The sequence below is a fragment of the Stutzerimonas stutzeri genome (genome assembly GCF_000590475.1).
Taxonomy (GTDB): Bacteria; Pseudomonadota; Gammaproteobacteria; order Pseudomonadales; family Pseudomonadaceae; genus Stutzerimonas; species Stutzerimonas stutzeri_D.
Window position 1 is genome coordinate 1,176,307 of the sequence record NZ_CP007441.1, and the last position, 24,735, is coordinate 1,201,041.

The 24,735-nt window shown below is 59.7% G+C and carries 23 protein-coding genes and 1 pseudogene; 15 read left to right on the forward strand and 9 right to left on the reverse strand.

What is annotated here, in order from left to right; translation table 11 throughout:
• The first annotated feature begins 50 nt into the window (after positions 1–50).
• The 5 genes from CH92_RS05445 (at position 51) to pdxJ (ending at position 3,551) form a co-directional block, all read left to right on the forward strand.
• A complete protein-coding gene (locus tag CH92_RS05445) occupies positions 51–428 on the forward strand; it encodes a DUF4845 domain-containing protein (RefSeq protein ID WP_025240766.1) in 378 nt (125 codons plus the stop codon).
• Positions 425–1,114: a ribonuclease III gene (rnc, locus tag CH92_RS05450; RefSeq protein WP_025240767.1), complete on the forward strand. Its 690-nt coding sequence runs from the start codon at positions 425–427 to the stop codon at positions 1,112–1,114. The genes CH92_RS05445 and rnc overlap by 4 nt, the downstream gene beginning before the upstream one ends.
• Positions 1,107–2,018 (forward strand): GTPase Era, encoded by a 912-nt coding sequence (gene era / locus CH92_RS05455; RefSeq protein WP_038622855.1) that lies wholly within the window; start codon positions 1,107–1,109, stop codon positions 2,016–2,018. Before rnc ends, era begins: the two co-directional genes overlap by 8 nt.
• 101 nt (positions 2,019–2,119) lie before the next feature.
• Positions 2,120–2,812: a DNA repair protein RecO gene (gene recO / locus CH92_RS05460; RefSeq protein WP_038623307.1), complete on the forward strand. Its 693-nt coding sequence runs from the start codon at positions 2,120–2,122 to the stop codon at positions 2,810–2,812.
• The gene (gene pdxJ, locus CH92_RS05465; RefSeq protein ID WP_025240770.1) at positions 2,805–3,551 is read left to right on the forward strand and encodes a pyridoxine 5'-phosphate synthase; all 747 of its coding nucleotides are present in this window, start codon (positions 2,805–2,807) and stop codon (positions 3,549–3,551) included. Before recO ends, pdxJ begins: the two co-directional genes overlap by 8 nt.
• A gap of 27 nt (positions 3,552–3,578) precedes the next feature.
• On the opposite strand, the gene CH92_RS05470 is transcribed toward pdxJ, so the two are convergent.
• On the reverse strand, positions 3,579–3,785 hold the full coding sequence (locus tag CH92_RS05470; RefSeq protein ID WP_025240771.1) for a DUF2905 domain-containing protein: 207 nt from the start codon (positions 3,783–3,785) through the stop codon (positions 3,579–3,581).
• A gap of 41 nt (positions 3,786–3,826) precedes the next feature.
• Complete coding sequence (locus CH92_RS05475) at positions 3,827–4,720, reverse strand: LysR substrate-binding domain-containing protein (protein ID WP_025240772.1); 894 nt, start codon at positions 4,718–4,720, stop codon at positions 3,827–3,829.
• Positions 4,721–4,879: 159 nt separating this feature from the next.
• On the opposite strand from CH92_RS05475, the gene CH92_RS05480 reads away from it, so the two are divergent.
• A complete protein-coding gene (locus CH92_RS05480; RefSeq protein WP_025240773.1) occupies positions 4,880–5,161 on the forward strand; it encodes a hypothetical protein in 282 nt (93 codons plus the stop codon).
• On the opposite strand, the gene cmoB is transcribed toward CH92_RS05480, so the two are convergent.
• The 4 genes from cmoB to lon form a co-directional block, all read right to left on the reverse strand.
• Entirely contained in the window at positions 5,158–6,120 is a 963-nt protein-coding gene (gene cmoB, locus CH92_RS05485; protein WP_025240774.1) for a tRNA 5-methoxyuridine(34)/uridine 5-oxyacetic acid(34) synthase CmoB, read from the reverse strand. The two genes, CH92_RS05480 and cmoB, sit on opposite strands and share 4 nt — an antisense overlap.
• A complete protein-coding gene (cmoA, locus tag CH92_RS05490; protein WP_025240775.1) occupies positions 6,117–6,860 on the reverse strand; it encodes a carboxy-S-adenosyl-L-methionine synthase CmoA in 744 nt (247 codons plus the stop codon). Before cmoA ends, cmoB begins: the two co-directional genes overlap by 4 nt.
• Before the next feature lie 106 nt (positions 6,861–6,966).
• Positions 6,967–7,362: a protease inhibitor I42 family protein gene (locus CH92_RS05495; RefSeq protein ID WP_025240776.1), complete on the reverse strand. Its 396-nt coding sequence runs from the start codon at positions 7,360–7,362 to the stop codon at positions 6,967–6,969.
• A 162-nt stretch (positions 7,363–7,524) separates the two neighbouring features.
• Positions 7,525–9,906 (reverse strand): endopeptidase La, encoded by a 2,382-nt coding sequence (gene lon, locus CH92_RS05500; protein WP_025240777.1) that lies wholly within the window; start codon positions 9,904–9,906, stop codon positions 7,525–7,527.
• Between the two features lie 143 nt (positions 9,907–10,049).
• On the opposite strand from lon, the gene CH92_RS05505 reads away from it, so the two are divergent.
• From CH92_RS05505 to putP (CH92_RS05515), 3 genes are all read left to right on the forward strand, one after another.
• Positions 10,050–10,805 carry an AraC family transcriptional regulator gene (locus CH92_RS05505; protein ID WP_025240778.1) on the forward strand — a complete coding sequence of 252 codons (756 nt, stop codon included), beginning with the start codon at positions 10,050–10,052 and terminating at the stop codon, positions 10,803–10,805.
• A gap of 264 nt (positions 10,806–11,069) precedes the next feature.
• The gene (gene putA, locus CH92_RS05510) at positions 11,070–14,231 is read left to right on the forward strand and encodes a bifunctional proline dehydrogenase/L-glutamate gamma-semialdehyde dehydrogenase PutA (RefSeq protein ID WP_025240779.1); all 3,162 of its coding nucleotides are present in this window, start codon (positions 11,070–11,072) and stop codon (positions 14,229–14,231) included.
• Between the two features lie 354 nt (positions 14,232–14,585).
• A complete protein-coding gene (gene putP / locus CH92_RS05515; protein WP_025240780.1) occupies positions 14,586–16,070 on the forward strand; it encodes a sodium/proline symporter PutP in 1,485 nt (494 codons plus the stop codon).
• Positions 16,071–16,152: 82 nt separating this feature from the next.
• Here the strand turns inward: putP (CH92_RS05515) and CH92_RS05520 are convergent, their stop codons facing one another.
• On the reverse strand, positions 16,153–16,377 hold the full coding sequence (locus CH92_RS05520; protein WP_025240781.1) for a DUF3203 family protein: 225 nt from the start codon (positions 16,375–16,377) through the stop codon (positions 16,153–16,155).
• A gap of 384 nt (positions 16,378–16,761) precedes the next feature.
• On the opposite strand from CH92_RS05520, the gene putP (CH92_RS05525) reads away from it, so the two are divergent.
• The 6 genes and pseudogenes from putP (CH92_RS05525) to CH92_RS05540 all read left to right on the forward strand — a co-directional run bounded on the left by putP (CH92_RS05525) (position 16,762) and on the right by CH92_RS05540 (position 22,309).
• Positions 16,762–18,246 (forward strand): sodium/proline symporter PutP, encoded by a 1,485-nt coding sequence (gene putP / locus CH92_RS05525; protein WP_025240782.1) that lies wholly within the window; start codon positions 16,762–16,764, stop codon positions 18,244–18,246.
• Between the two features lie 174 nt (positions 18,247–18,420).
• Positions 18,421–18,594, forward strand: a complete 174-nt coding sequence (locus CH92_RS22005; RefSeq protein WP_158491116.1) for a hypothetical protein — start codon at positions 18,421–18,423, stop codon at positions 18,592–18,594.
• A 445-nt stretch (positions 18,595–19,039) separates the two neighbouring features.
• Positions 19,040–20,446: a hypothetical protein gene (locus CH92_RS05530; RefSeq protein ID WP_025240783.1), complete on the forward strand. Its 1,407-nt coding sequence runs from the start codon at positions 19,040–19,042 to the stop codon at positions 20,444–20,446.
• 275 nt (positions 20,447–20,721) lie between these two features.
• Positions 20,722–21,023 (forward strand): annotated as a pseudogene (locus tag CH92_RS22250) (ribbon-helix-helix domain-containing protein).
• Positions 21,024–21,396: 373 nt separating this feature from the next.
• On the forward strand, positions 21,397–21,825 hold the full coding sequence (locus CH92_RS05535; protein WP_025240784.1) for a DUF6152 family protein: 429 nt from the start codon (positions 21,397–21,399) through the stop codon (positions 21,823–21,825).
• Between the two features lie 10 nt (positions 21,826–21,835).
• A complete protein-coding gene (locus CH92_RS05540; RefSeq protein ID WP_025240785.1) occupies positions 21,836–22,309 on the forward strand; it encodes a hypothetical protein in 474 nt (157 codons plus the stop codon).
• Between the two features lie 374 nt (positions 22,310–22,683).
• Here the strand turns inward: CH92_RS05540 and CH92_RS21830 are convergent, their stop codons facing one another.
• Together CH92_RS21830 and CH92_RS05550 are read right to left on the reverse strand one after the other, a co-directional pair.
• A complete protein-coding gene (locus CH92_RS21830) occupies positions 22,684–23,886 on the reverse strand; it encodes a hypothetical protein (protein WP_144380957.1) in 1,203 nt (400 codons plus the stop codon).
• Positions 23,887–23,917: 31 nt separating this feature from the next.
• Positions 23,918–24,631, reverse strand: a complete 714-nt coding sequence (locus tag CH92_RS05550; RefSeq protein WP_025240787.1) for a hypothetical protein — start codon at positions 24,629–24,631, stop codon at positions 23,918–23,920.
• Positions 24,632–24,735: the final 104 nt, after the last annotated feature.

A 24,735-nucleotide genomic window follows, 5' to 3' on the forward strand; every position in this document is an offset into this window, starting at 1 on the left:
CGCTATATTGACTAGCCCCGATCGGTGGGTAACGTACGACAGAGGTCGACATGAGTTTCGCTCGTTCGCAAAAAGGGCTGTCCATGCTGAGCTGGATCATGGTGCTCGCACTGGTAGCATTCTTTGCCAGTACGGCATTCAAGATGCTGCCGCATTATTTCGACTATATGTCCATGGATAAGATCATCTCCGGGGTCGAAAGTGACCCGGCTTCAGAAGTGCGCACCGTCCGCGATTTCTATAGTCACGTCCGCAAGGGAATGGACGTCAATGGCATCCGTGACCTGAACCTCGAAGAGGCACTGAAGGTCGTGATTGAAAATAACGAGTTCAAGGTTCACCTTGACTATGAAAAACGCGAGCCCCTGATTCGTAATCTCGATCTGGTGGCGAACTTCGATAAAGAATATCGCCTAAGGATGCCGTGAGCACTTCGTTAGCCCGACTCGAGCGTAGGCTCGGTTATCAATTCAAGGACCAGGAGCTGATGCTTCTGGCCCTGACGCACCGCAGCTATGCCGGACGCAACAATGAGCGTCTGGAGTTTCTTGGCGATGCCATTCTCAACTTCATTGCCGGCGAGGCGCTGTTCAGCCATTTTCCGCAGGCCAAGGAAGGTCAGCTATCACGTTTACGTGCGCGCCTCGTCAAGGGAGAGACCCTTGCAGTGCTTGCTCGTGGCTTCGAGCTCGGCGAATACCTGCGCCTCGGTTCGGGTGAGCTGAAGAGTGGCGGGTTCCGACGTGAATCCATTCTGGCCGACACACTCGAAGCCCTGATTGGCGCCATCTACCTGGACGCTGGTATGGAGGCCGCTCGCGATCGTGTGCTCGCCTGGCTCGCTAACGAACTGGAGGGGCTGACGCTGGTCGACACCAATAAGGACCCGAAAACCCGCTTGCAGGAATTCTTGCAATCGCGGGCTTGCGATCTCCCGAAGTACGAAGTGGTAGCCATTCAGGGCGAACCGCATTGCCGAACGTTCTTTGTCGAATGTCAGATATCGTTGCTCAACGAGAAGACGCAAGGCCAAGGTGCCAGCCGGCGTATTGCCGAACAGGTAGCCGCTGCCTCGGCATTGATCGCCCTGGGCGTGGAGAATGGTAATGACTGATGAACAGCTGCAGAACGACGCAATAAGCCGCTGTGGTTACGTGGCAATCGTCGGGCGTCCCAATGTCGGTAAGTCGACGCTGCTCAACCACGTGCTAGGGCAGAAACTAGCAATCACCTCGCGTAAGCCACAGACCACCCGCCATAACATGCTCGGGATCAAGACCGAAGGCGCCGTCCAGGCTGTCTACGTCGATACCCCCGGATTGCACAAGAACGGCGAGACCGCTCTTAACCGTTACATGAATCGTACGGCTTCTTCGGCGCTGAAAGATGTCGATGTTGTAGTGTTCGTCGTCGACCGCACGCGCTGGACCGATGAAGATCAATTGGTGCTCGAACGCGTTCAGTATGTCGAAGGGCCAGTGATCGTCGCCGTCAACAAGACCGATCGTGTCGAGGACAAAGGTGAGCTGCTGCCCCATTTCGAATGGCTGGCGCAGCAGCTGCCGAAAGCCGAGATCGTGCCGATTTCTGCCCAGCACGGACAGAATCTGGATGTGTTCGAGAAGCTGGTGGCCTCGCATTTGCCCGAAGGCGATCACTTCTTCCCTGAAGACCAAATCACCGACCGCAGCAGCCGGTTCCTCGCCGCCGAGCTGGTGCGGGAGAAAATCATGCGTCAGCTGGGCGCTGAAGTTCCCTATCAGATCACGGTTGAGATCGAGGACTTCAAGCAGCAGGGACACGTCCTGCATATCCATGCACTGATTCTGGTCGAGCGCGACGGGCAGAAGAAGATCATCATTGGCGACAAGGGCGAGCGCATCAAGCGCATCGGCCAGGAGGCGCGCAAGGACATGGAGGTGCTGTTCGATTCCAAGGTCATGCTCAATCTCTGGGTAAAAGTGAAAAGCGGCTGGTCCGATGACGAGCGCGCCCTGCATTCGCTGGGCTATAGCTGAGGGCCTGAGCGCTTCCGGTTGCAGTCGTACCTGATTGTCAGTCGCAGCCACCCGCTGCGACTGGCTCATCGTTGATCACCAGCCTCGCGGCGCTCGCCCTCATGATTCCCCAATCCGCCTTCGTTTTGCACAGTCGACCCTACCGTGAAAGCAGCGCGCTGGTGGATTTCTTCACGCCCGAAGGACGGTTGCGCGCAGTGCTTCGTGGCGCGCGTGGCCGGGCTGGTACGCTGGCCAGGCCGTTCGTGCCGCTCGAAGTCGAGTTTCGAGGCCGTGGCGAACTGAAGGCCGTGTCACGTCTGGAAAGTGCTGGTCTGTCGTACTGGCTCGATGGCAACGCGCTGTTCAGCGGTATGTACCTAAACGAGTTGCTGATTCGTTTGCTACCGGCCGAGGATGCCCACCCCGCCATGTTTGAGCACTACGTTGCTACCCTGCCTGCGCTGGCAGCCAAACGCCCGCTGGAGCCTATTCTGCGTGCGTTCGAGTGGCGGCTACTGACCGAGCTGGGCTACGGGTTTGCGCTCGACCAGGATATTTCCGGACAGCCGGTGGTAAGCGCCGGACTGTATCGATTACTGCCAGATACCGGTCTGGAACCTGTTGGCCAATTTCAGCCCGGTCTGTTCAACGGCGCGGAACTCCTGGCCATGGCCGAGGCCGATTGGGAAGTACCCGGTGCGCTGGCGGCAGCGAAAAGGTTGATGCGTCAGGCACTGGCCCCACATTTGGGTGGTCGGCCTCTGGTCAGCCGTGAACTGTTCATGAACATCAAGGAGGTCCCGCGTGACTGAAGCCAATCGAATCCTGCTCGGCGTCAATGTCGATCATGTCGCCACCCTGCGTCAGGCACGTGGCACACGTTATCCAGACCCGGTGAAGGCCGCACTGGATGCCGAAGAGGCGGGAGCCGACGGTATCACCGTGCATCTGCGCGAGGACCGTCGGCACATCCAGGAGCGTGACGTGCTGATGATGAAGGACGCGCTGCAAACTCGAATGAATTTCGAGATGGGCGTGACCGATGCCATGTTGGCCTTCGCCGAGCAATTGAGTCCGGAACACGTTTGCCTGGTGCCAGAAACACGCCAGGAGCTCACCACCGAGGGCGGCCTGGATGTGGCGGGGCAGGAAGCTCGCATCCGTGAGGCAGTTGAACGCCTGGCTGCCTGCGGTGCGGAGGTATCGCTGTTCATCGATGCCGATCCACGTCAGATAGAGGCCGCCGCTCGCGTTGGGGCGCCGGTTATCGAGTTGCATACCGGCCGTTTTGCCGATGCGCACGGCATCGCCGAGCGGGCCTGCGAGTTGGCGCGAATCCGTGACGGCGTCGAGTCCGGCCTGAGCCACGGGCTGATCGTCAATGCCGGCCATGGTCTGAACTACCACAACGCCGAGGCCATCGCGGCAATCCGAGGGGTCAATGAGCTGAACATTGGCCACGCCATCGTCGCCCACGCGCTGTTCGTTGGTTTCAAGCAGGCCGTCAAGGAAATGAAGCATCTCATCCTTGCCGCGGCCGCTCGCGGCTGATCAACATGGCGCTGGCTGCCAGTCGTCTTAGCGTTTGAACAGGTTCAGTAGAATCGTCAGCAGCACGCTCAGAATCACCATCGACGTAATCGGAATGAATGTCTTGCTGCGTTCCGACTCGATGCGAATGTCACCGGGTAGCTTGCCGAACCAACTCAGCAGCCCTGGCGCGTAGTGCAGGACCGCCCCGAGCAGGAGCAGCAGCAACCCAGCGGTCATCAACCATTTCGCCATCGTCGTCTGCTCTCTCTGCTTTTGCTTGCCCGTTGCGTCGCCTATCGCTGATAGGCGGCAAACGCTGCGATCACATGCCGGGACAGCACCTCCACCGCCTCGCTGCGTCCATTGGCGCAAAGCAACTTGATCTGATATTCACCAAGGGTTGGCAGGCTGTCGCCTTCCTCCAATCGTTTCAGCGGCGGTCTGACCAGGCTCAGCGGATAGGGCGCCACTGCAAGGTCGGCGATCATTGCCGCTTCCTGCCCGGCGCACTGCTCGCTGGAATAGGCAATGCGATAGGGACGGCCTGCGCGGTCCAGCGCGTCCAGCGCCTGTCGCCGCCATGCGCATTCAGGGCTCGACAGGGCCAGCGGCAACGGGGTGCGCTCGACCGCGACGCCACCGGCTCGGCCGGCCCAGACCAGGGGTTCGCTGTGAATGACCTCGCCGCGCGAGTCGTCCTGACCGAGGTTGCCAACGCTGACGATCGCGACGTCCAGCTCGCCGGCATCAATCCGCTGGATCATGTCGACACTGCGGCCCACCGAGACATTCACCTCGATCCCCGGATGGGTTCGGGCGAACAGAGACAACAGTCCAGGCAGAATATGCGTGCCGATGTCCGCCGGGGTACCAAAACGAACCCGCCCGTTCAGCCGCGGCGAGATGAAAGCACTGACCGTCTCCTCATTGAGCTTGAGCAGGCGCCGCGCGTAACCGAGCAGTCTTTCGCCTTCATCGGTGAGCGCAATACGTCGGGCTTCGCGGACGAACAGTGCGCAGCCAAGCATGGTCTCGAGTCGCTTTATCTGCATGCTGACCGCTGAGGTGGTTCGAAAGACTTGCCCCGCCGCGCGCGTGAAGCTGCCGCTCTCGGCGATGGATACGAAGGTGCGCAGCACATCGATCTCAAGAAGGGGCATGGCGGATTGGGGGAGCTCTTCGGGCATTCCGGGCATGGGGCTGTCCTTCAATTTTGTTGAATCGACAGTTCTATTGTAGTCGTTTGTCTGAATCGTCAAGGGCGCTCAAGCTGATTCTGCCGGCCACGAGTCGGTCGGCAGGCATCGGGTGCGCCCATGCACCCCTGGCGATGGCAGGAGGTTGCGATGCGTCATTCTGAACGGCAGCAACAGTGCGATAGGGTCGACGACCGGGCTCGTCCGGCGATGCCGGATTTTTATATGCCAGCGATGTGGCCAGTCGAACTTCAGCAGGCAGCGATCGACTGGTTCGTCGCCTGGCGCAAACGGCGCCTGTACCAGCGCCTACTCAGGCTCAGTGATAGGCAACTGCGGATGCACGACCTGAGCCGCGCGCGGCTCATCGAAAAGCTGCAAATGCCGCTGCGTCAGATGGTGGAGGAGCAGCGTTGCGCGCGCGGGCGTTAGGGCTTGCGTGCGATCAGCACGGCGCGCATCGGTGCCGGCAGCCCTTCAATGGTCTTGCCGCGGTCGTCCGGGTCGAGGAAATCAGGTAGCGACTGATAGCGCATCCAGTCGGTACTGCGCTGTTCCTCGACGCTGGTGACGCTGACATCGACACAGCGCACATCCACGAACCCGGCCCGGCGTAGCCAGCATTGCAGCGCTGCCGCCGAGGGTAGGAACCAGACGTTGCGCATCTGCGCGTAACGATCTTCGGGTACCAGCGCGGTGTGTTCGTTGCCCTCGACCACCAGGGTTTCGAGCACCAGCTCGCCACCCTTGAGCAGGCAGTCCTTCAGGTCCAACAAGTGGTCGATGGGCGAGCGCCGGTGATAAAGCACGCCCATGGAGAACACCGTGTCGAAGCCTTCGAGCTTCGGCGGTAGTTCTTCCAGGGCCATCGGCAGGTGCCAGACCGGGTGCTCGGCAAGGTAGCGTTTCATCGCGTGGAACTGGCAGAAGAACAACCAGTTCGGGTCGATACCGACGACCGAGTCGGCGCCGGCACCAAGCATGCGCCACATGTAGTAGCCATTGCCGCAGCCCACGTCGAGGATGCGTTTACCGACCAGATCGAGATGCGGGGCGACGCGCTCCCACTTCCAGTCCGAGCGCCACTCGGTATCCACGTGCACGCCGAACACATCGAAGGGGCCTTTGCGCCAGGGTGACAGGCCAAACAGCGCATCGTGGGTCGCGGTGCGTGTCGTCTCGTCGCAGTCGGCGTCCAGGCGGAAGGCCTCGCGCAATTCGATGGCGTCAGGCTGGATGTCCGGCAGCGCATCGACAGCGCGGCGCCAGCGCGGCAGATCGCCGTGACCGACGGCGAGCTTGGCGTCGAGTTGCTGCTGCAGGCCATTGGCCCAGGCGGCCAGCGAGGTGCCCGCCAGGCGCCAGGCGAGGGGAGTGAGGTCGAGGTTCATGGTAAGGCGATCAGGGAGGCGAAGTTCAGGCATTGGAACCAAGGCACGACCTTGGAGAAGCCGGCGTCCAGCAAACGTTGGCGGTGAGTTTCGAGGCTGTCGGGCTTCATCACGTTCTCGATGGCGCTGCGCTTCTGAGCAATTTCCAGTTCGCTATAGCCATTGGCGCGCTTGAAGGCGATATGCAGATCGGTCAGCAGCGTCTGCTCTTGCTCGTCTTCGAAGCGCAGTTTTTCCGACAGGATCAGCGCGCCGCCCGGCACAAGTGCCTCACGGATGCTGCCCAGCAGGGCTGGTCGTCGCTCGCGTGGGATGAACTGCAGGGTGAAGTTGAGCGCCACTAGCGAGGCCGGCCGGAATTGCAGCGTGAGGACGTCGGCATCGATCACATCCACCGGCAGCAGCTCTTGAAACATCGAATCCTGAGCGTGCAGGTATTCCCGGCAGCGCTCGACCATGGCTGGCGAATTGTCGACGGCGATCACCTGGCAATTGTCCGCCTTTACATGCCGACGCAGCGCCTGGGTGACCGCGCCCAGTGAACAGCCGAGATCGTAGAGGCGGGTATTGGGCTGGGCGAACTGCGCGGCCAGCATGCCGATGTTCTCGACAATGGTCGGGTAGCCCGGCACCGAGCGCTTGATCATGTCGGGAAACACCCGCACCACGTCTTCGTTGAAGACGAAATCCTGGGGCTGGGCGAGGGGCTTGGCGAACAAGCGGTCGGGGTCGTGGATCACGGCGGCGTTTGGGCAGGCTGAAAAACAGGGGCCGTAGTGTACCGGAAAGCTGGGCGGATCGCCGTTGCCGTGTGGACGGCCGGCGCACCGAGGGCCGGTCACCCGGTCACTGCACCTCGATGCGGCAATCGAACAGGCCCGCCGGTTCCGCCTGGCTTTCCCAGGGGCGCTGATAGGTGAGATAGAGACGGCCGCTGCCGCTATTGGCGGCTTCGAAGCGCCAGGTCGAGAGGCCATCACCGCCGATCAGGTCGTTCTTGGGCGAACTGAATACTTCCGGGCCGAGACTCTTGATCTGCTCGGACGAGACTTCGCGAAGGCTCCAGCGGTAGCCGCTGGTCGGGTTGCTTGGCAGGCTGAGAATCAGCGTTTGGCCAGGCTGCATCGACAATGGGCAGGCCGTATCGTCGCTCAGCGCGACGCTGCTGGGCGGCGCGCCGGCGCATCCGGCGAGCACGAGCAGAGCAGTGAACGGCAACAGACGGGGCAGGGAAGGAGGCATAGGCGACCGACTCGGTAGGGAAATGGAAACGCTCGGGCGTCGGATGAAACCTTAAGACCCTGACGCCCGGCCGTAAAGGCGTCATGGCGATTGCCGAGGTGTTCATGCCGTTCTGGATGGCGCGTACCGGGCGGGCCTGCAACGACCCGCTCGGTCAGAGGATCAGAACAATACCTTGACGACATCTTGGAAGCGCTTGGCGAAATGCATCGTCAAACCTTCTTTCAGGTAGTCCGGCAGTTCCTCGAAGTCGCCGCGGTTGAGCTCGGGAATGATCAGCTCGTAGAGCTTCAAACGCCGCGCGGCGATGACTTTTTCACGTAGCCCGCCGATGGGCAGGACAAGACCGGTCAGCGTCAGCTCGCCTGTCATGGCCACGCCTTTCTTCGGCGCCTGGTTGCGCGCGAGTGAAAGCAACGCGCTGGCCATACTGATGCCGGCACTCGGGCCATCCTTCGGCGTTGCGCCCTCAGGTACATGCATGTGCACGAAGGCCTGATCGAAGAATTCCGGATCGCCCTTGAACTCCTTCAGGTGCGAATTGATATAGCTGAAGGCGATCTCGGCAGACTCCTTCATGACGTCACCGAGCTTGCCAGTGAGTTTGAAGCCGCGGTTCAGCGTATGGATGCGCGTCGCCTCGATCGGCAAGGTTGCGCCACCCATGCTGTTCCAGGCGAGGCCGGTGACCACGCCGACTCCGGTGAGCAGCTGTTCCGGGTGCCAATAGGCCATGCCCAAGTAGCTCTCGATATCCTTCGGGCCAATCTTGATCTTGCTGTCCGGCTCGTCCATCAATTTGACCACGGCCTTGCGCACGAGCTTGCCGAGCTGCTTGTCCAGCTGGCGCACTCCGGCTTCGCGTGCATAACCTTCAATCAGGTTGCGCAGCGCAGTGTCGCTGATCGCCAGGCGGTTCTTCGGCACGCCGGCACGCTCAAGCTGCCGGGGCCAGAGGTGCCGCTTGGCGATCGCCAATTTCTCCTCGGTGATGTAACCCGATAGCCGAATGATTTCCATCCGGTCCAGCAGCGGCCCCGGAATCGAATAAAGACTGTTGGCGGTGCAGACGAACAACACCTTGGATAGGTCCAGACGCAGGTCCAGGTAGTGATCGAGGAAGCCGACGTTCTGCTCCGGATCGAGGGTTTCCAGCAATGCCGACGCCGGGTCGCCCTGATGACTGTTACCCAGTTTGTCGACCTCGTCGAGCATGATGACCGGGTTCATCACCTCGACTTCCTTCAGCGCCTGCACCAGCTTGCCGGGTAGGGCGCCGATATAGGTGCGCCGATGCCCTTTGATCTCCGCCTCGTCGCGCATGCCGCCAACGCTGAATCGATAGAAGGGTCGCCCTAGCGATTCGGCGATGGATTTGCCGATGCTGGTCTTGCCCACACCGGGCGGGCCGACCAGCAATACGATGGAGCCGGCAATCGCACCGCGGAATGCACCGACGGCGAGAAACTCGATGATGCGGCTCTTGATGTCGTCCAGCCCGGCGTGGTGCTCGTTGAGTATTTTTCGCGCCCGCCCCAGGTCGAGCTTATCCTCGCTGTACTGGCCCCAGGGCATCGAGGTGGCCCAGTCGAGGTAATTACGGGTCACCGCGTATTCGGGCGATCCGGTTTCGAGCACCGACAGCTTGGTCAGCTCATCGTCGATACGCTTCTGCGCGGCAGGCGGTACCACCTTGCCTTCCAGGCGCGAGCGGAACTCGTCAGCATCGGCGCTGCGGTCGTCTTTAGTGATACCCAGCTCCTGCTGGATGATCTTCAGCTGCTCTTTAAGGAAGAACTCGCGTTGGCGCTCGCCGATTTTACGGTTCACCTCGCCGGTCAGTTCCTTCTGCAGCTTGGCGACCTCGACTTCCTTGCGCAGCAGCGGCAGTACCTTTTCCATGCGCTTGAGCACCGGCACGGTGTCGAGCACTTCCTGCAGCTCTAGGCCAGGTGCGGTCGTCAGCGCGGCGGCGAAATCGGTCAGCGGCGACGGCGCGTTCGGGCTGAAGCGATTGAGGTAGTTCTTCAGCTCCTCGCTGTACAAGGGATTGAGCGGCAGAAGTTCCTTGATCGCATTGATCAAGGCCATGCCGTAGGCTTTGACCTCGTCGCGCGGGTCTTCGTCGCTCTGCGGGTATTCCACTTCCACCAGGTAAGGGGGCTTGCGCCGCAGCCAGCCGCGAATCCGCACCCGTGCCATGCCCTGGGCGACGAACTGGAGCTTGCCGCCTTCCTTGGAGGCGTGGTGTATGCGAACCATGGTGCCATGCTCGGGCAGGGCATCCGGATCGAAGCTGGCGGCATCCTGAACCGGCGTATCCATATAGAAGAGGGCCAGGCGCTGGTGCGGCGTCTTGGCAACGAGTTCGAGGGTTTCCGCCCAGGGATCCTCATTGACGATCACCGGCAGTACTTGCGCCGGGAAGAAAGGTCGGTTGTGCACCGGGATGATATAGAGCTTGTCCGGCAGATCCTGGTCGGGCAGGACCAGTCCGGTGGAAGACATGCTCTGCTCGAATTCCTGATTGCTATCGTCGTTCATGAGGCACCTGTATCGAGTACATGCTCCTTAGATGGGCATCGCCGGAATGATTTCAATCTATCTGCCCTTTTGCCCGCTTTGACCCCGGCTGGGAAAAAACTGGCGGCTCCGGTACAGTGCGCCGATATTCAGGTGCCCCAAACATGCTCAACGCCCGCCTGCTTCGCCTCGATGACAAGGCCCACGAACACGCGCACGACTACCATCAGTTGGTCTTGTCGCTGTCGGGCAGTGCCGAATTCGAAGTGGATGGCTCAGGCGGTGAAGTCTGCCGTATGCGTGCTTGCCTGGTGCCGGGTTATGCCGAGCACGAGTTCGCCGGCAAGGGCGACAACCGCATGTTGATCATCGACCTCGATGAGCAGGATCTGAGCGCCGATGACCCGCGCCTACTGGCGCAGCTATTCGAGACCCCACGCTATCCTGCGCTGGATGCCGATTTCCACAACCTGCTCAATTACGCGGGTGCCGAGTTGGCTCGCTACGGCAGTGATCCGCTGCTGTCGCGGGCGCTGGGCGGCGTGCTGTTGCGCGCCTTGCACTTGCGGGTGTTCGGCGAGGCCGCACGCCAGCCAACGGGCTCGCTGGATATCGCCCGGCTGGACGCGCATATCGAAAGCAACCTGGCGCGCCGCATCACCGTTGCCGAACTGGCGCAGGTTGCCTGTCTGAGCCCCAGCCATTTTCATGCGCAGTTCAAGGACAGCGTGGGTCTCACCCCGCATCAATATCTGTTGAAAAGCCGCCTCGATCGCGCAGCTCGGCTATTACGCGAAAGCCCGCTGCCGCTGGTGCGGATTGCCGAGGAGTGCGGTTTTTCCAGCCAGAGTGCGCTTACCACCGCGACCCGCCGTTATCTCGGCCTGACGCCCAAGCGTCTTAGATGCGGTGACAGCTGAAGCGAGGCATAACGCACCGACCCGGTGCGTTTTGCTTTGCGGAAACACTTTTTCGCGCTGTTCTAGCGAACTTTTATGACGGTTCGTTTGCTGGATTAGAAAGCCGTAGTTTTTTGTAAAAGTTCCGTAGATTTGCGCAACAACGCAAAACCCTCTCGCCGTAGATTCCCCTACCCGTTTGGCGGCCACCGCAGCGCAATCACTGGCGTGTGCGACCCGCTGGGCCTGATTCATACAACAACACTCCACGAGAGGAGCGGCGCGATGTTCAAAGCCGGTCAAGTCTTGCAGGGCGATTTCGCCAACCTGAAAGCCGCCGAATTCTTCCCCGTCATAAGCGCCAACTACAGCGTTGACGAGGCAGCCTATCTCACCGAGCTGCTGCAGCTTGCCGACCCTGGTGAAGCCGGGATCGAGGCCGTCCGCCGCAATGCGCGCGCGCTGATCGAAGACGTGCGCAGCCGGGACAATGCCGTCGATACGCTTGATGCGCTGCTGCGCCAATACAGCCTCGATACGCACGAGGGTTTGATGCTCATGTGTCTGGCCGAGGCGCTGCTGCGCGTACCGGATTCGGCGACGGCTGACGCACTGATCCGCGACAAGCTCAACGCCGCCGAGTGGGAACGCCACCTCGGCCAAAGCGACAACGTACTGGTCAACTTCGCCGCCTGGGGGCTGGTGATGACCGGCAAGGTGGTGGATCCGGAAGACGCCGATGGCCGACCAAAGAACGTTATCGGCCGGCTGATCAAACGCTCCGGTGAGCCGGTGATCCGCGCAGCGATGAACCAGGCAATGAAGCTGATGGGCAAGCAGTTCGTGCTGGGACGCAGCATCTCCGAGGCGTTGAAGAACGGCCGTCCCGAGCGCGCAAAGGGCTACACCTATTCCTTCGACATGTTGGGCGAAGCGGCACTGACCGCCGAGGATGCGCGCAAGTACATGGCCGATTACCGTCAGGCCGTCGAGACCGTTGGTGCCGAGCCGCAGGTCGGTTCCGGCCCACGTCCGTCGGTGTCGATCAAGCTGTCAGCCCTGCATCCGCGCTATGAAGTCGCCCAGCGTGAGCGCGTGCTCACCGAGCTGTTCGCCAGCGTCCGCGAACTGGCGATTCTGGCGCGCCGCCTGGATGTCAGTATCACCATCGACGCCGAAGAGGCGGATCGCCTCGAGCTGTCGCTGGAGCTTTACGAAAAACTGATGCGCGACCCCGCCATCGCCGGTTGGGGCGAGTTTGGTTTGGTCATCCAGGCCTACTCCAAGCGCTGCCTGCCAGTCCTGGTCTGGCTGACGCTGCTGGGCAAGGAACTGGGCGCGCGCATCCCGCTGCGTCTGGTTAAGGGCGCTTACTGGGACACCGAGATCAAGCAGTGCCAAGTTCAGGGCCTGAGCGGCTATCCGGTGTTCACTCGCAAGGAAGGCACCGACACCTCCTATCTAGCCTGCGCGCGCTACTTGCTGTCCGAGCACACTCGCGGCGTGATCTACCCGCAGTTCGCCAGCCACAACGCACACACCGTCAGCTGCATTCTGTCGATGGCCGATGAGTTGAAAGCGCCGCGCGAATTCGAATTCCAGCGCCTGCATGGCATGGGCGACGCCCTGTACGACACGGTGATCGAAAAGCATCGCAAGAACGTGCGCATCTACGCGCCGGTCGGTGCCCACAAGGATCTGCTGCCCTACCTGGTGCGGCGTCTGCTGGAAAACGGTGCCAACTCCTCGTTCGTTCACCAGTTGGTCGACCCGCGCGTGCCGGTGGACACCCTGATCGATCACCCGGTGACCCAGCTGCGTCAGTTCAAGACCCTCGGCAACCACCGCATCCCGCTTCCGCCCGCGCTGTACGGCACCCGGATCAACTCGCAAGGCATCAACATGAACATCCAGACTCAGTGGAACGAACTGTCCAGCGCCTATCAGACTTTCCTCAACCGTCAGTGGCAGGCTGCCCCGGTGATCGGTGGGCAGAAGCTCACCGGTACAGCGCACAAGGTGCATTGCCCGTACAACCTTAGCCAGGAAGTGGGCACCGCCCAGTTCGCCACGGCTGAGCAGGCCAAGCAGGCCGTCGACGGTCTGGCCGCTTTCTGGCCGCGCTGGAACGCCACGCCGATCGAACAGCGTGCACAGATCCTCGAGCGTCTCGGTGACCTGCTGGAAGTCAACCATGCCGAGCTGATCGCCATGTGCACGCTGGAAGCCGGCAAGACCTTGCAGGACGGCATCGACGAAGTCCGCGAAGCGGTCGATTTCTGCCGTTACTACGCGCTGCAGGCACGTCTGAAACTCGGCCGCGAAGAGCTCAAGGGCCCGACCGGCGAGCGTAACGAGCTGTTCCATGAAGGCCGTGGCGTGTTCGTCTGCGTCAGCCCCTGGAACTTCCCGCTGGCGATCTACCTGGGTCAGATCACTGCGGCCCTGGTTGCAGGCAACACTGTGCTGGCCAAGCCGGCCGAGCAGACTAGTCTGATCGCGGCCCGCGCGCTGGAGCTGATGTTCGAAGCCGGTCTGCCGAAGGAGGCGATTGCCTTCCTCCCGGGCGATGGCGCCACTCTGGGCGGCGTGTTCTGCCGCGATCCGCGTGTGGTGGGTGTGTGCTTCACCGGTTCCACCGACACGGCACGCGTCATCAACCGTCAGCTGGCGGAGAAGGAGGGCGCCATCGCCACCCTGATCGCCGAAACCGGCGGCCAGAACGCGATGATCGTCGACTCCACCGCATTGCCCGAGCAGGTGGTCAAGGACGCAGTCGGCTCGGCCTTCACCAGCGCTGGCCAGCGTTGCTCGGCCCTGCGCGTGCTTTATGTGCAGCGCGATATTGCCGACCGCGTGATTGAGCTGATCAAGGGCGCCATGGCCGAGCTGAAGGTCGGCCCGACTCACCTGCGCGAAAACGATCTCGGCCCGGTGATCGATGCCGAGGCGCGTGAAGGGTTGCTGGCGCATATCCAGCAGCTCAAGGCCGAAGGCAAGCTGATCGCCGAAGCCAAGCTACCGGGCAGCCTCAACGGTCACTTTGTGGCGCCGGTGGCGTTCGAGATCGGCGGGATTCATGAGCTGAAGAAAGAACAGTTCGGCCCGGTGTTGCATGTGGTGCGCTTCGACGCAGCGGATCTGGAGAAGGTTGTCGCTGACATCAACGCCACTGGCTACGGCCTGACCCTCGGCGTGCACACCCGCAACGAGGAAACTGCCGAGCGCATCGAAGCGCTGGCGCGGGTTGGCAACCTCTACGTCAACCGCAACCAGGTGGGCGCGGTGGTCGGCGTGCAGCCGTTCGGAGGCTGTGGCCTGTCCGGCACCGGCCCGAAAGCCGGTGGTCCGAGCTATCTGCTGCGCTTCGTCAACGAGCGCACCACCTCCACCAACACCACTGCCGTCGGCGGCAACGCGTCCTTGCTGTCGCTGGCAGACGACTGATCATCGGCTTGGCAACAAACAGCCGGCGGCCCTGTTCAGGGACCGTCGGCGAAGTAGAACAACCAGAACAGTTGGCGGATCGCTCTTCCGCCACTGATGGGCCCGATTGGGTCCGTCGCCGGTGATGGCGCGAACCGCCATCGCCCTCTGCCAGGTGGGACCGGGAATACCCTCGCGCCCATCCACAACAACAAACAGGCTGTTGAAAAAAAACGTAGGCGAGGCCGCCGAGGCAAGGCAAAAACAGGCGAGAAAGCGGAGTTTACTGCGGTAAATGAGCATTTGGAGCCTGTTTTTAACGCCGCATCGGCAACGCAGGTAGTTTTTCCAACCGGCCATTAACGAAGGAACAAAATGAGCATTAGCACTCCCACCTTGATCACTTTCGTGATCTATATCGGCGCCATGCTGCTGATCGGCTTCATCGCCTACCGCGCAACCAAGAACTTCGACGACTACATCCTGGGGGGACGTAGCCTGGGCAGTTTCGTCACGGCACTGTCGGCGGGTGCCTCGGACATGAGCGGCTGGTTGCTGATGGGCCTTCCCGGGGCGATTTTCGTTGCGGGTCTGTCGGAAAGCTGGATCGCCATCGGCTTGATCGCCGGTGCCTGGCTGAACTGGCTGTTCGTTGCCGGACGCCTGCGCGTGCATACCGAGCGCAACAAGAACGCGCTCACGCTGCCAGACTACTTCTCGCACCGTTTCGAAGATGACAGCCGCCTGCTGCGCATCTTCTCGGCGCTGGTCGTCCTGGTGTTCTTTACCATCTATTGCGCTTCTGGCGTCGTCGCTGGTGCCCGTCTGTTCGAGAGCAGCTTCGGCGTGCCGTACGACCTGGCACTCTGGATTGGCGCGGCAGCGACCATCCTCTACGTGTTCATCGGCGGCTTCCTTGCCGTGAGCTGGACCGACACCGTGCAAGCGACGCTGATGATCTTCGCGCTGCTGATCACGCCGGTGTTCGTGATCCTGGCGTTGGGCGACATGGGCGCGGCGATGGATACCATCGAGACGCTGAAGCCGGCCGCCTTCGACATGTTCAACGGCCTGTCTTTCGTCGCCATCGTTTCACTGTTGGCGTGGGGCCTGGGCTACTTCGGCCAGCCGCACATTCTGGTGCGCTTCATGGCCGCCGACTCGGTGAAGACCATCCCCAATGCACGTCGCATCGGTATGGCGTGGATGATCCTGACCCTGGCCGGTGCCGTGGCGGTGGGCTTCTTTGGCATCGCCTATTTCGCCGGTCATCCGGAGCTGGCCGGACCGGTCAGCCAGAACGGCGAGCGCGTGTTCATGGAATTGGTGAAGATCCTGTTCAACCCGTGGGTGGCCGGCATCATTCTGTCCGGCGTTCTGGCGGCGGCGATGAGCACCCTCAGCGCGCAGTTGCTGGTCAGCTCCAGCGCCCTGACGCAGGACTTCTACAAGGCGATGCTGCGCAAGAACGCTTCGCAGACCGAGCTGGTATGGGTTGGCCGTGCGATGGTGCTGTTGATCGCCTTCATCGCGCTCGGCATCGCCTCCAATCCGGACAGCAAGGTGCTGGGCCTGGTCTCCTACGCCTGGGCAGGCTTTGGCGCCGCCTTCGGTCCGGTGGTACTGATCTCGCTGCTGTGGAAGCACATGACGCGTAACGGTGCGCTGGCCGGCATGGTCGTGGGTGCTGTCACCGTGGTGGTCTGGAAGCAATTCATCGGCCTCGGTCTGTATGAAATCATCCCGGGCTTCATTCTCGCGAGCATCGCTATCGTCGTGTTCAGCAAGATTGGTCAAGGTGCTTCGACGAGCATGATCAAGCGCTTTGAAGACGCTGAGAGCGAGTACCAAGGCCACTGATAACGGGCTGTAACGAAAACCCCGCTGCCAGCATCCTGGCAGCGGGGTTTTTTTCATGGGGGGCTCTGCCCGGGTTCGCGGATCAGTCGTCGACGATGATATTTTCGCGGTCGTCCTTGGCCCCGGCGGCAATCATATGCTCGGCCTGGTCCTCGGTGATATGAGTGCTGGCGCCATCGATATGCGCAACGGACATGCGCGCGTTCGGGTCAGTACTGATACGTGTGTCCATGATGGCGCTGCGGTAGGTGGTGCCTTCGAGCGTGGTGGAACAGGTGCCGGTGGGGATATCGATCGTGACGGACATGGCGGACCTCCAAGGATGTCATGTGGAGCGGCACTGGACGTGCGCGACCCTTATTCGTCTGACCGCTACTGTGCCGATCCGTTGCCCTGAAGCGCGGAGAGAGTCAATGGAGCACGTAGCCGAACGAGGTTGCTGGCCGGGCCGTATGCCCCTGGCGAAACCCGGGTGGCGCATGTTCTGCAGCCGCTCCCAGGCCACGTATGTGGTTCTGTGTCTCAGGCCGCCCCTGCCGAGAGCGGTAAAACCGTCCTGACGCGGGCGAAAGCGCCAAGCAGACGCTATCCTTGAACATCTACTCGGCCATCCGTTGCCAGCGCTGCGCAACCTAGCGTTCGTGTTTTGTCAGTGGAGGCGGGGGCTACTCCGCAGCACAAGGAAATTCCAATGAATGTGAGCACTCCGACCCTGATCACCTTTGTGATCTATATCGCGGCGATGATCCTCATCGGCTTCACGGCCTATCGCGCCACCAACAATTTCGATGATTACATCCTGGGTGGTCGTAGTCTCGGCAGCTTCGTCACAGCGTTGTCGGCCGGTGCTTCGGACATGAGCGGCTGGTTGCTCATGGGCCTACCGGGCGCCATCTTCGTTGCCGGCCTGTCGGAAAGCTGGATCGCCATCGGCTTGATTGCCGGTGCCTGGCTCAACTGGATCTTCGTCGCCGGGCGGCTGCGGGTGCACACCGAACACAACCATAACGCGCTGACGCTGCCGGACTATTTTTCCCACCGTTTCGAGGACGCCAGTCGCCTGCTGCGGATCTTCTCGGCCCTGGTCATTCTGGTGTTCTTCACCATCTACTGCGCCTCCGGCGTGGTGGCGGGTGCGCGCTTGTTCGAATCGACCTTTGGCATGGAATACGGTACTGCGCTGTGGGTCGGCGCTGCGGCGACCATCCTTTATGTCTTCGTCGGTGGTTTCCTCGCTGTGAGCTGGACCGATACCGTGCAGGCGACGCTGATGATCTTTGCACTGCTGATCACGCCGGTATTCGTCATCTTCGCCCTTGGCGACATGGGGACAGTAATGGACACCATCGCCGCGCAGGATCCATCTAACTTCGACATGTTCAAAGGGCTGTCCTTCATCGCGATCATCTCGTTGCTGGGCTGGGGCCTGGGCTATTTCGGCCAGCCGCACATTCTGGTGCGCTTCATGGCCGCCGACTCGGTGAAAACCATCCCCAACGCCCGCCGCATCGGCATGGCCTGGATGATCCTGACCCTGCTCGGCGCGGTTACCGTGGGCTTTCTCGGCATCGCCTATTTCGCGGACAACCCGGCGCTGGCGGGTCCGGTCACCGAAAACGGTGAGCGGGTGTTCATGGAGCTGGTCAAGCTGATGTTCAATCCATGGGTGGCCGGTATCATCCTCTCCGGTGTACTGGCGGCGGTCATGAGTACGCTCAGTGCGCAACTGCTGGTCAGCTCCAGCGCCCTGACACAAGATTTCTACAAAGCCTTTCTGCGCAAAGGCGCGTCGCAGACCGAGCTGGTCTGGGTTGGCCGTGGCATGGTTCTGTTGATTGCGATGATCGCGATTGGCATCGCCTCGAACCCGGACAGCAAGGTCCTAGGGCTGGTGTCCTACGCCTGGGCTGGGTTCGGCGCCGCTTTCGGTCCGGTGGTGCTGATTTCGCTGATCTGGAAGCGCATGACCCGCAACGGCGCCCTGGTCGGGATGTTGGTCGGTGCGGTGACCGTGGTGGTCTGGAAGCAATTCATCGGCCTTGGGCTGTACGAGATCATCCCAGGATTTATCTTCGCCAGCATCGCCATTTATGTAGTGAGCCTCATGGGCAAAGAGCCAGCCGCTTCCATCCAGAAACGTTTTGAGGTTGCTGACGCGGAATATCGCGCAGGCTGAGCACAGCGTCCCGGGATGAGCGCCAGCGTCGCGATGGTCCCGCCTCGACGCTGTTGCTTGCAGTTGGGGTGCATGGCACAGGAATAGGCTGTCGCCCGTTAGCGCAACGGTGGATACTGATTGGCCAGGCGCCGGACCATTGGCGCCTCTGACAGGAAATTCAGGAGTATTCCGATGAAAGCGCAATCTGTGATGATCACCCGTGCAATGGCCGTCGTGCTGGCGGCTTTTTTGATGACGGGCTGCAGCCTGCGCTTGCCGGGCGTCGGTATCGACATTGGCGATAGTGGTGGCCATGGCGGTGGCACGCACTGCCCGCCTGGCCAAGCCAAGAAAGGCAATTGCTGATAACGGAGCAAAACCGCAGGCTGAGCGGCATGTTGCTGCTCAGCAGCGGCGATGGGTGCACCCATCCTATGGCCTGCCTCGCAAGTCCATCGCCGCATCAACAAGCGCACCCTTACAGCGCCGTCCGCCCGCCCGCACCGTAGGCTGGCTGCAACCCATCAAAGCGCTGCTGATAGTTTCGCCCAACCCAAGCCAACCCAACGCCCAATCTCGCTTCGAGCGGAACCGTCGCCTTTAGACAGTCCTTTGCACCCGGGGTAAACAAAGCGGCACACGAGATATTTCCAGAACCCCGGTACCGCTCGTCTCCAGAACAGCCGGCGCTTTTGACAGGTCGTAACTTTCTGCCACGGTTAGTCTGAAGTGCGCGTACCGCTTGCGCTTGGTAGCCCCGGCAAAGCTCGCATCGCTAGAACAAAAACAATAAACAACTGAGGAATGTCCCATGCTTCCAAGCAAGTTGGCTTCAGCCTGTGCGCGTGCCGTTATCGGCGTGATGCTGGTAGGTACGATCGGAGTTGCCGCCGATGTTCAGGCTCGGTCGAAACCCATCAAACCGCCGGTGTCCCACAGCGAATCACGTGAGCAGGATTCGCGCACCTTCGTCCCGGTCGAATCGCCGCTAGCGGCTTTTCCCGGACTGCCAAGCGAACGCTGGTCCGGCATTTATCAAGGCTCGTCCTATCAGATCGAAGTACCGCCGAATTGGAACGGCATGCTGGTGATGTACGCCCATGGCTATCGCGGCCCGGGCCCGGAACTCACCGTGGGGCCGCCACCGATCCGCCCATGGTTGCTGCAACAGGGCTACGCTTGGGCTGCGTCCAGCTACAGCAAGAATTACTACGATGTGCGCGCTGGTATCGAAGACACCAACGCCCTGGCGCTGGCTTTCAGCAGCCTGACCGGCAAGGCGCAACCGACCAAGACCTACATCACCGGGCATTCCATGGGCGGCCACGTTGCGGCAGCGGCAGTTGAAGCCGAGACCTACGCTACCGCCAACAATCCGGTGCGTTACAGCGGTTCGGTGCCCATGTGCGGTGTCACGGGCGACGTCTATGAATTCGAATACCTGATGAACTTCACCTTTGCCGCCCAGCATCTGGCAGGCCTGGGACCGACCACGTTTCCGGCCACCGATTTCCAGGCCAAGCTGCCGCAGATCATCGGCGCGCTGTGGGATACCTACCCGACCGATCCGTCGCCGCAGGGTGAAAAGCTCGAAGGCATCGTCCGCGACCTCAGTGGTGGCGAGCGCCCGATCTTCGCCGAAGGCTTCCGCACCAGCTTGCAAAGCGTCGTGCTGGGTACCGGTGGTCGAGACGGCTCGGTCGACGGCATCCTCGCTGATTCGCTCTCCGGCAACCTTGCCACCCGCTATCAGTTCGATACGAACAAGGCGATGTCCCGCGAGGAACGCGAATTCAACGATTCGATCATCCGTGTCATCGGCCACCCACCAGCCAATAGCATTCGCCCGGATGGCCTGCGCTGGATTCCGGTGGTGAATGGCCAGTTCAACGTCCCGGTGGTCAGCATCCATACCCTGGGCGATCTGTATGTGCCGTTCAAACATCAGCAGCTCTACCGCCGCAACGCCATCGCCAACGGCAACGGCGATCTGCTGGTGCAACGCGCGATCCGCGCGCCCAGCCACTGTGATTTCACCTATCAGGAACAGATCGAAGCGATGGCGGCGATGCTGCAATGGGAACAGCAGGGCATTAAGCCGGCCGGAGATGATGTGATCAACCCACGCGTCGTCGCCAATCCTGCCTATGGTTGCGAGTTCACACGTAACGACGGTACGCAGAATCGGACAGCGCTGCCGGCCTGCCCGGAAAGCTGATGTTCTGGCCCGTTGAACGAGGTCGAATCCGTTGATCCCAAAGAAGCCCTGCCAGCCAGGGCTTTCTCGCCATTGAGAACCGCCCATTTTTTTGCCAACCGTTGGTGGACTGCGAGCGCAGAACGATGGCGCACTGAAAGATCGAACGGATCCTCGCTCGCGCTGATTTATGTGCGATGAGCTGGGCTTGGCTCAATCGGTCGTAAGGATTTTTCTTTGTCGTCGACAGCGCATGAGTCCTGCGCTAGGGCTATTTGCCATACCGGGTGTAACCCATGAGCACCATGAACATTTCATTACCTGAAACGCTCAAAAGCCTCGTCGACAATCAGGCCAATCAACGGGGCTATGGGACCGTGAATACGTCCGCGAATTGATTCGTGAGGACCAGGACCGTCAGCAGCATAGAGCCATGCTTCTCGCGGGAGCCTCGTCTGCTCCAACCACTGCCGTTGGTGCCCACTATTTCGAACCCCTTCGTGACCGCGTGCGGAACGTTAGCGGAAGCAAAGCCGGTATTCCAAGTGCTCAAGTGCTCAAGCGATTCAAGATGCAGACGACATTATTGGCGACCTGAGCGAACGAGCCGGAGCTGCCACCCTCGGCCTTATCGACGCGCTAGAACGCGCTTACAGATAACCGCGCAGCATCCGTCGTCCGGCTCCAGTCGATACGTCCACGAGCTCGGTCTGTCAGAACTGCGCTGCTGGAGCCAAGCGATACCCGTATGTCGTGGTCTAGATCGAGCGTGACGACTATATAGACATATGGCGAATGCGACACGGTGCACGTGCTGTCCCGGCATGGCTCGCTGATGGGGCTAAATAAATCTGTCCCTTTATCAACTCATCGCTGTTAACACCTGGCCACCGGTAGTTTTTGTACTGTAATGACGAGACTAGGGTTCGATGTGTCGGACACGCCTTCATTCGGAACATGGGAGCATGACTATGTTGGTATCAACCGAAATCCACTCCACCCGTGCGGTCACGGCGCTGCCTTTCGTGCATCGCATGGCTTTGCTGCTATGTGTCGCTGCGATGGTGCTGTTTACAACGCAGACCTTCGCTCACCATGGATGGTCGTGGGCGGAAGAAGAGCAGTCGGAGTTGAAGGGCACGATTAGTGAGATTTCGATGGCGCCACCTCATCCAGCTCTGCGCGTAAAGGCTCAAGACGGCCGTGTATGGCAAGTCGACTTGAGCAATCCGAGCCAGACGCAACGTTCCGGTTTCACCGGCGATACTGCCGAGGTGGGAGATGACATCACCGTACTCGGCAATCGCACCAAAGAGCCAAACAAAGCCCATATGAAAGCCGTGCGCATTACGGTCGATGGCAAGCAGTACGACATGTATCCGGAACGCATCAAGGAATGACGACACGGCGATGACAGCGTTTCTGCAATCAGTCGCCGACTGGCCCGGTGCCGTCTTCCTGCAGGAATACTGGATCGCCTATCTCATCGTGAATGCCGCGCACATCCTTGGCATAGGGCTGCTCCTGGGCGCAATCCTGCCGCTGGATCTATGCCTGTTGCGTACAACGCGCGGACGGGAACTGCCGGTCCTCGGACCCTTTCTGGTGCGCGCAGCGGTAACGGGCACCACACTCGCAGTGATAACGGGACTTTGGTTGTTCTCGGTAAAGCCGGTCGAGTATGCAGCAAACCCGGCCTTCCGTTACAAGGCAGCACTGCTGGTGCTGGCAGCCTGCATCGTTGCACTTCAGCATCACGGCAAGTCCTTTATGACCGCCCTGCACAGCGGCCAGCCAACGGCGCGAGTCCGCACCCTGGCCGCCGCATCCGCTATTGTTTGGCTTTCTACTCTCGTAGCTGGTCGCTGGATCGGCTTTGTGTGATGTGAGGCTGTCGACGGGGAAGTTGGCGGCGCCAGCCGACATCGCTGACGATATGCCCTAGAGGTTTGGCTGCTTTGAACAGCCTGGTTATGGCCGCTTTTGGGCTAGGAGCGGACGGTGACCTCAATAACTAAACCAGTCCTTTTTTAAGCTTGGATCGGTTGTGGGAGGTGGGGTGTCGGCGGAAGGATCAACATCAAAAAGCCCTGCAAGTGCAGGGCTTTTTGATGTGGAGCGGGTGAAGGGGAATCGAACCCTTTTGCTTAGTGTGTCGTTCCGGCTCAAAGCCTGTCGTTATGCGGCTTCCGGGCTGAGCCGTCTGCTCGTTTCGGCGCAGTACGTCACAGTGTTTTCGACAGTTTATCGACACTCCTTCAGTCAGGTTCATCTGGGTGGTAGTTGAAGTACGTTAAGTCGATAAACTGGTATTCAGAGTCTATAATTTTTTCCAGTACCCTAAGGCCGAGATTCGGATCATGCGCTGTTGTAGTGAATTTTCCCTCGTTATACTCATTCTTCAATAACGAAAAGTACTCCGTTTCAAAAAACCCCCAGGCTTGGAAAGCAATTAAATCTCCATTTTCTAGCATAAATTCTTTAAGGTGACGCCAGTTCATAAAACCTTCCGCTTGTGGACTGCAGAAGGAGCCCAAGAACTCCATGGCGCTCTCTGATTGGGTGCCGAGGGAGGCCCCATGTCCCGTCGGGTCATGCTCGGCGCAAATATTGATAAAACGGCCTAATATGCTTTCTGGCTTGATCTCATCTACAATCCTTAAAAACCGCTCGAGGGTTGAAAATGGCGCTATGTTTACTACGGTGATCATGTAAGGAGCAATGGTTTCTGGGTGTGAGTTACGCCATAAAAAAGCGAACCCGTTGTTTCCTTGCGAAGTGCCTTTAGCGGCAATGTACCTCAAAGCTGTTAGCATCTGTTGTACGTGGCTATCTAGCCGTTTTATATCGCCGCCGCTGTAAAGTCCCATGTCGTAGAGGCATATGTGAAAACCCGACAAATGATCATCAGCAATTGATAGTGAAAGATTTCCTTCCGTAATTTCTTTCGGATCTACGATCTCAAGGCTTATTTTTGTTTTATCTTGGACTGGTTTTAAGCAAAGAATTTTCCTTTGGTGCCATGTGATTTCATTGAAAACGTAGTGTCGTAAAAGTGTCGGCCATTCGGTTGAAATAATGACGCTTATTATGTCGGAGCTGGCGAGTAGAGGTATATAGGATCTTAGTTCGGCTGCGTATGCTGAAAGCTCCGTCCCTGCTTGTCGTGTTGGTTCTTTGATATTCTTGAGCTCTACAAGAACAATTGTTTCAGATTCGGATGAATATAATAGAACGTCTGGACGAAGTATATCCCCACTTTTTAATGATATGTTTTCATCAAAAGAAATTGGATAATTGTAGTTAAGACAGTCGATGCAGTAGCTATAGCTTTCCGCAATTCGTTTTTCTTCGCCAGCGTATCCATCTAATGATTTAGGGGCGATTAATTCGCCCAAGCCGTACACTTGGCTAATTTCCTTAGTTAGCCAGGCTTGCATCGCTGCTTCGCTTGCAAACATAGGGTTCTCGATGTTTTTTATAAAGGTGGATTTAAGGTAGGAAGTTGTTTTCTGCGGAACAAGCGGGTTTATACCGGCCACACATCTGCTTGAAAGCAACCTTGGCGCCTTTCCGGCAGTCGCGGTAAATCAGCGAGCCGCGTTTGTAGTTTTGGCACACGCTGCTGAAGTCGATCTGGTCGTTTACGACAGTCCATTGAAACTGTCCGCCTACGCGCTGCTTGTTATGGCCATTCTCCCAGCTCCAGTTGCTCATGTTCGTCTCACGGGTCTCTGAGCGCTTCTGAGTGTTGCTGGACGAACTGGAAGCGTAGTAGCGGGCTGGCGGAGGTTGCATCGTGTTGGCGACAGGGCGGGGTGTGTAGTTTTCGTCGCTGAAAGAGGTTTGCTTGCGTTCTATCGTGCGCGCCGAGGCCTCTTCGAACCATTCGATTTCAGCCTGGGTTAATGGGCGTTGCCCTTTTGGTTCAGGTGCCGCTGATGGTTCTGGAGCGTCGTATTGCGCCAGTGAAGGCTCGCTAACTGGCTGGGCGGGTTCTGCCTGCTCTTGGTTGAACCAGGTCTTGCCTGTGACATTAGTGCCCGAATTGATCTGGTTTATATCCAGCGCAATGGGCTCTGCGATCAGAGCTGCCAATCCCAGCAAGATCGCCGATCCAATGCTCAGGATGGCGACGAGCCTCCATGGGCTGTCTTTTTTCCTGCTACGCAGATGTTCGGGTGCATCTTCCCATTCCGATCTCATGTCGCCTCCTTGCGCTTTACAGTGGACAAACGTACCTGCTCCCTTCATCGCTCGATAACAAGCTGTCTATTTATACAGTGATTATTGGTGCCGCTGCGGGTAAA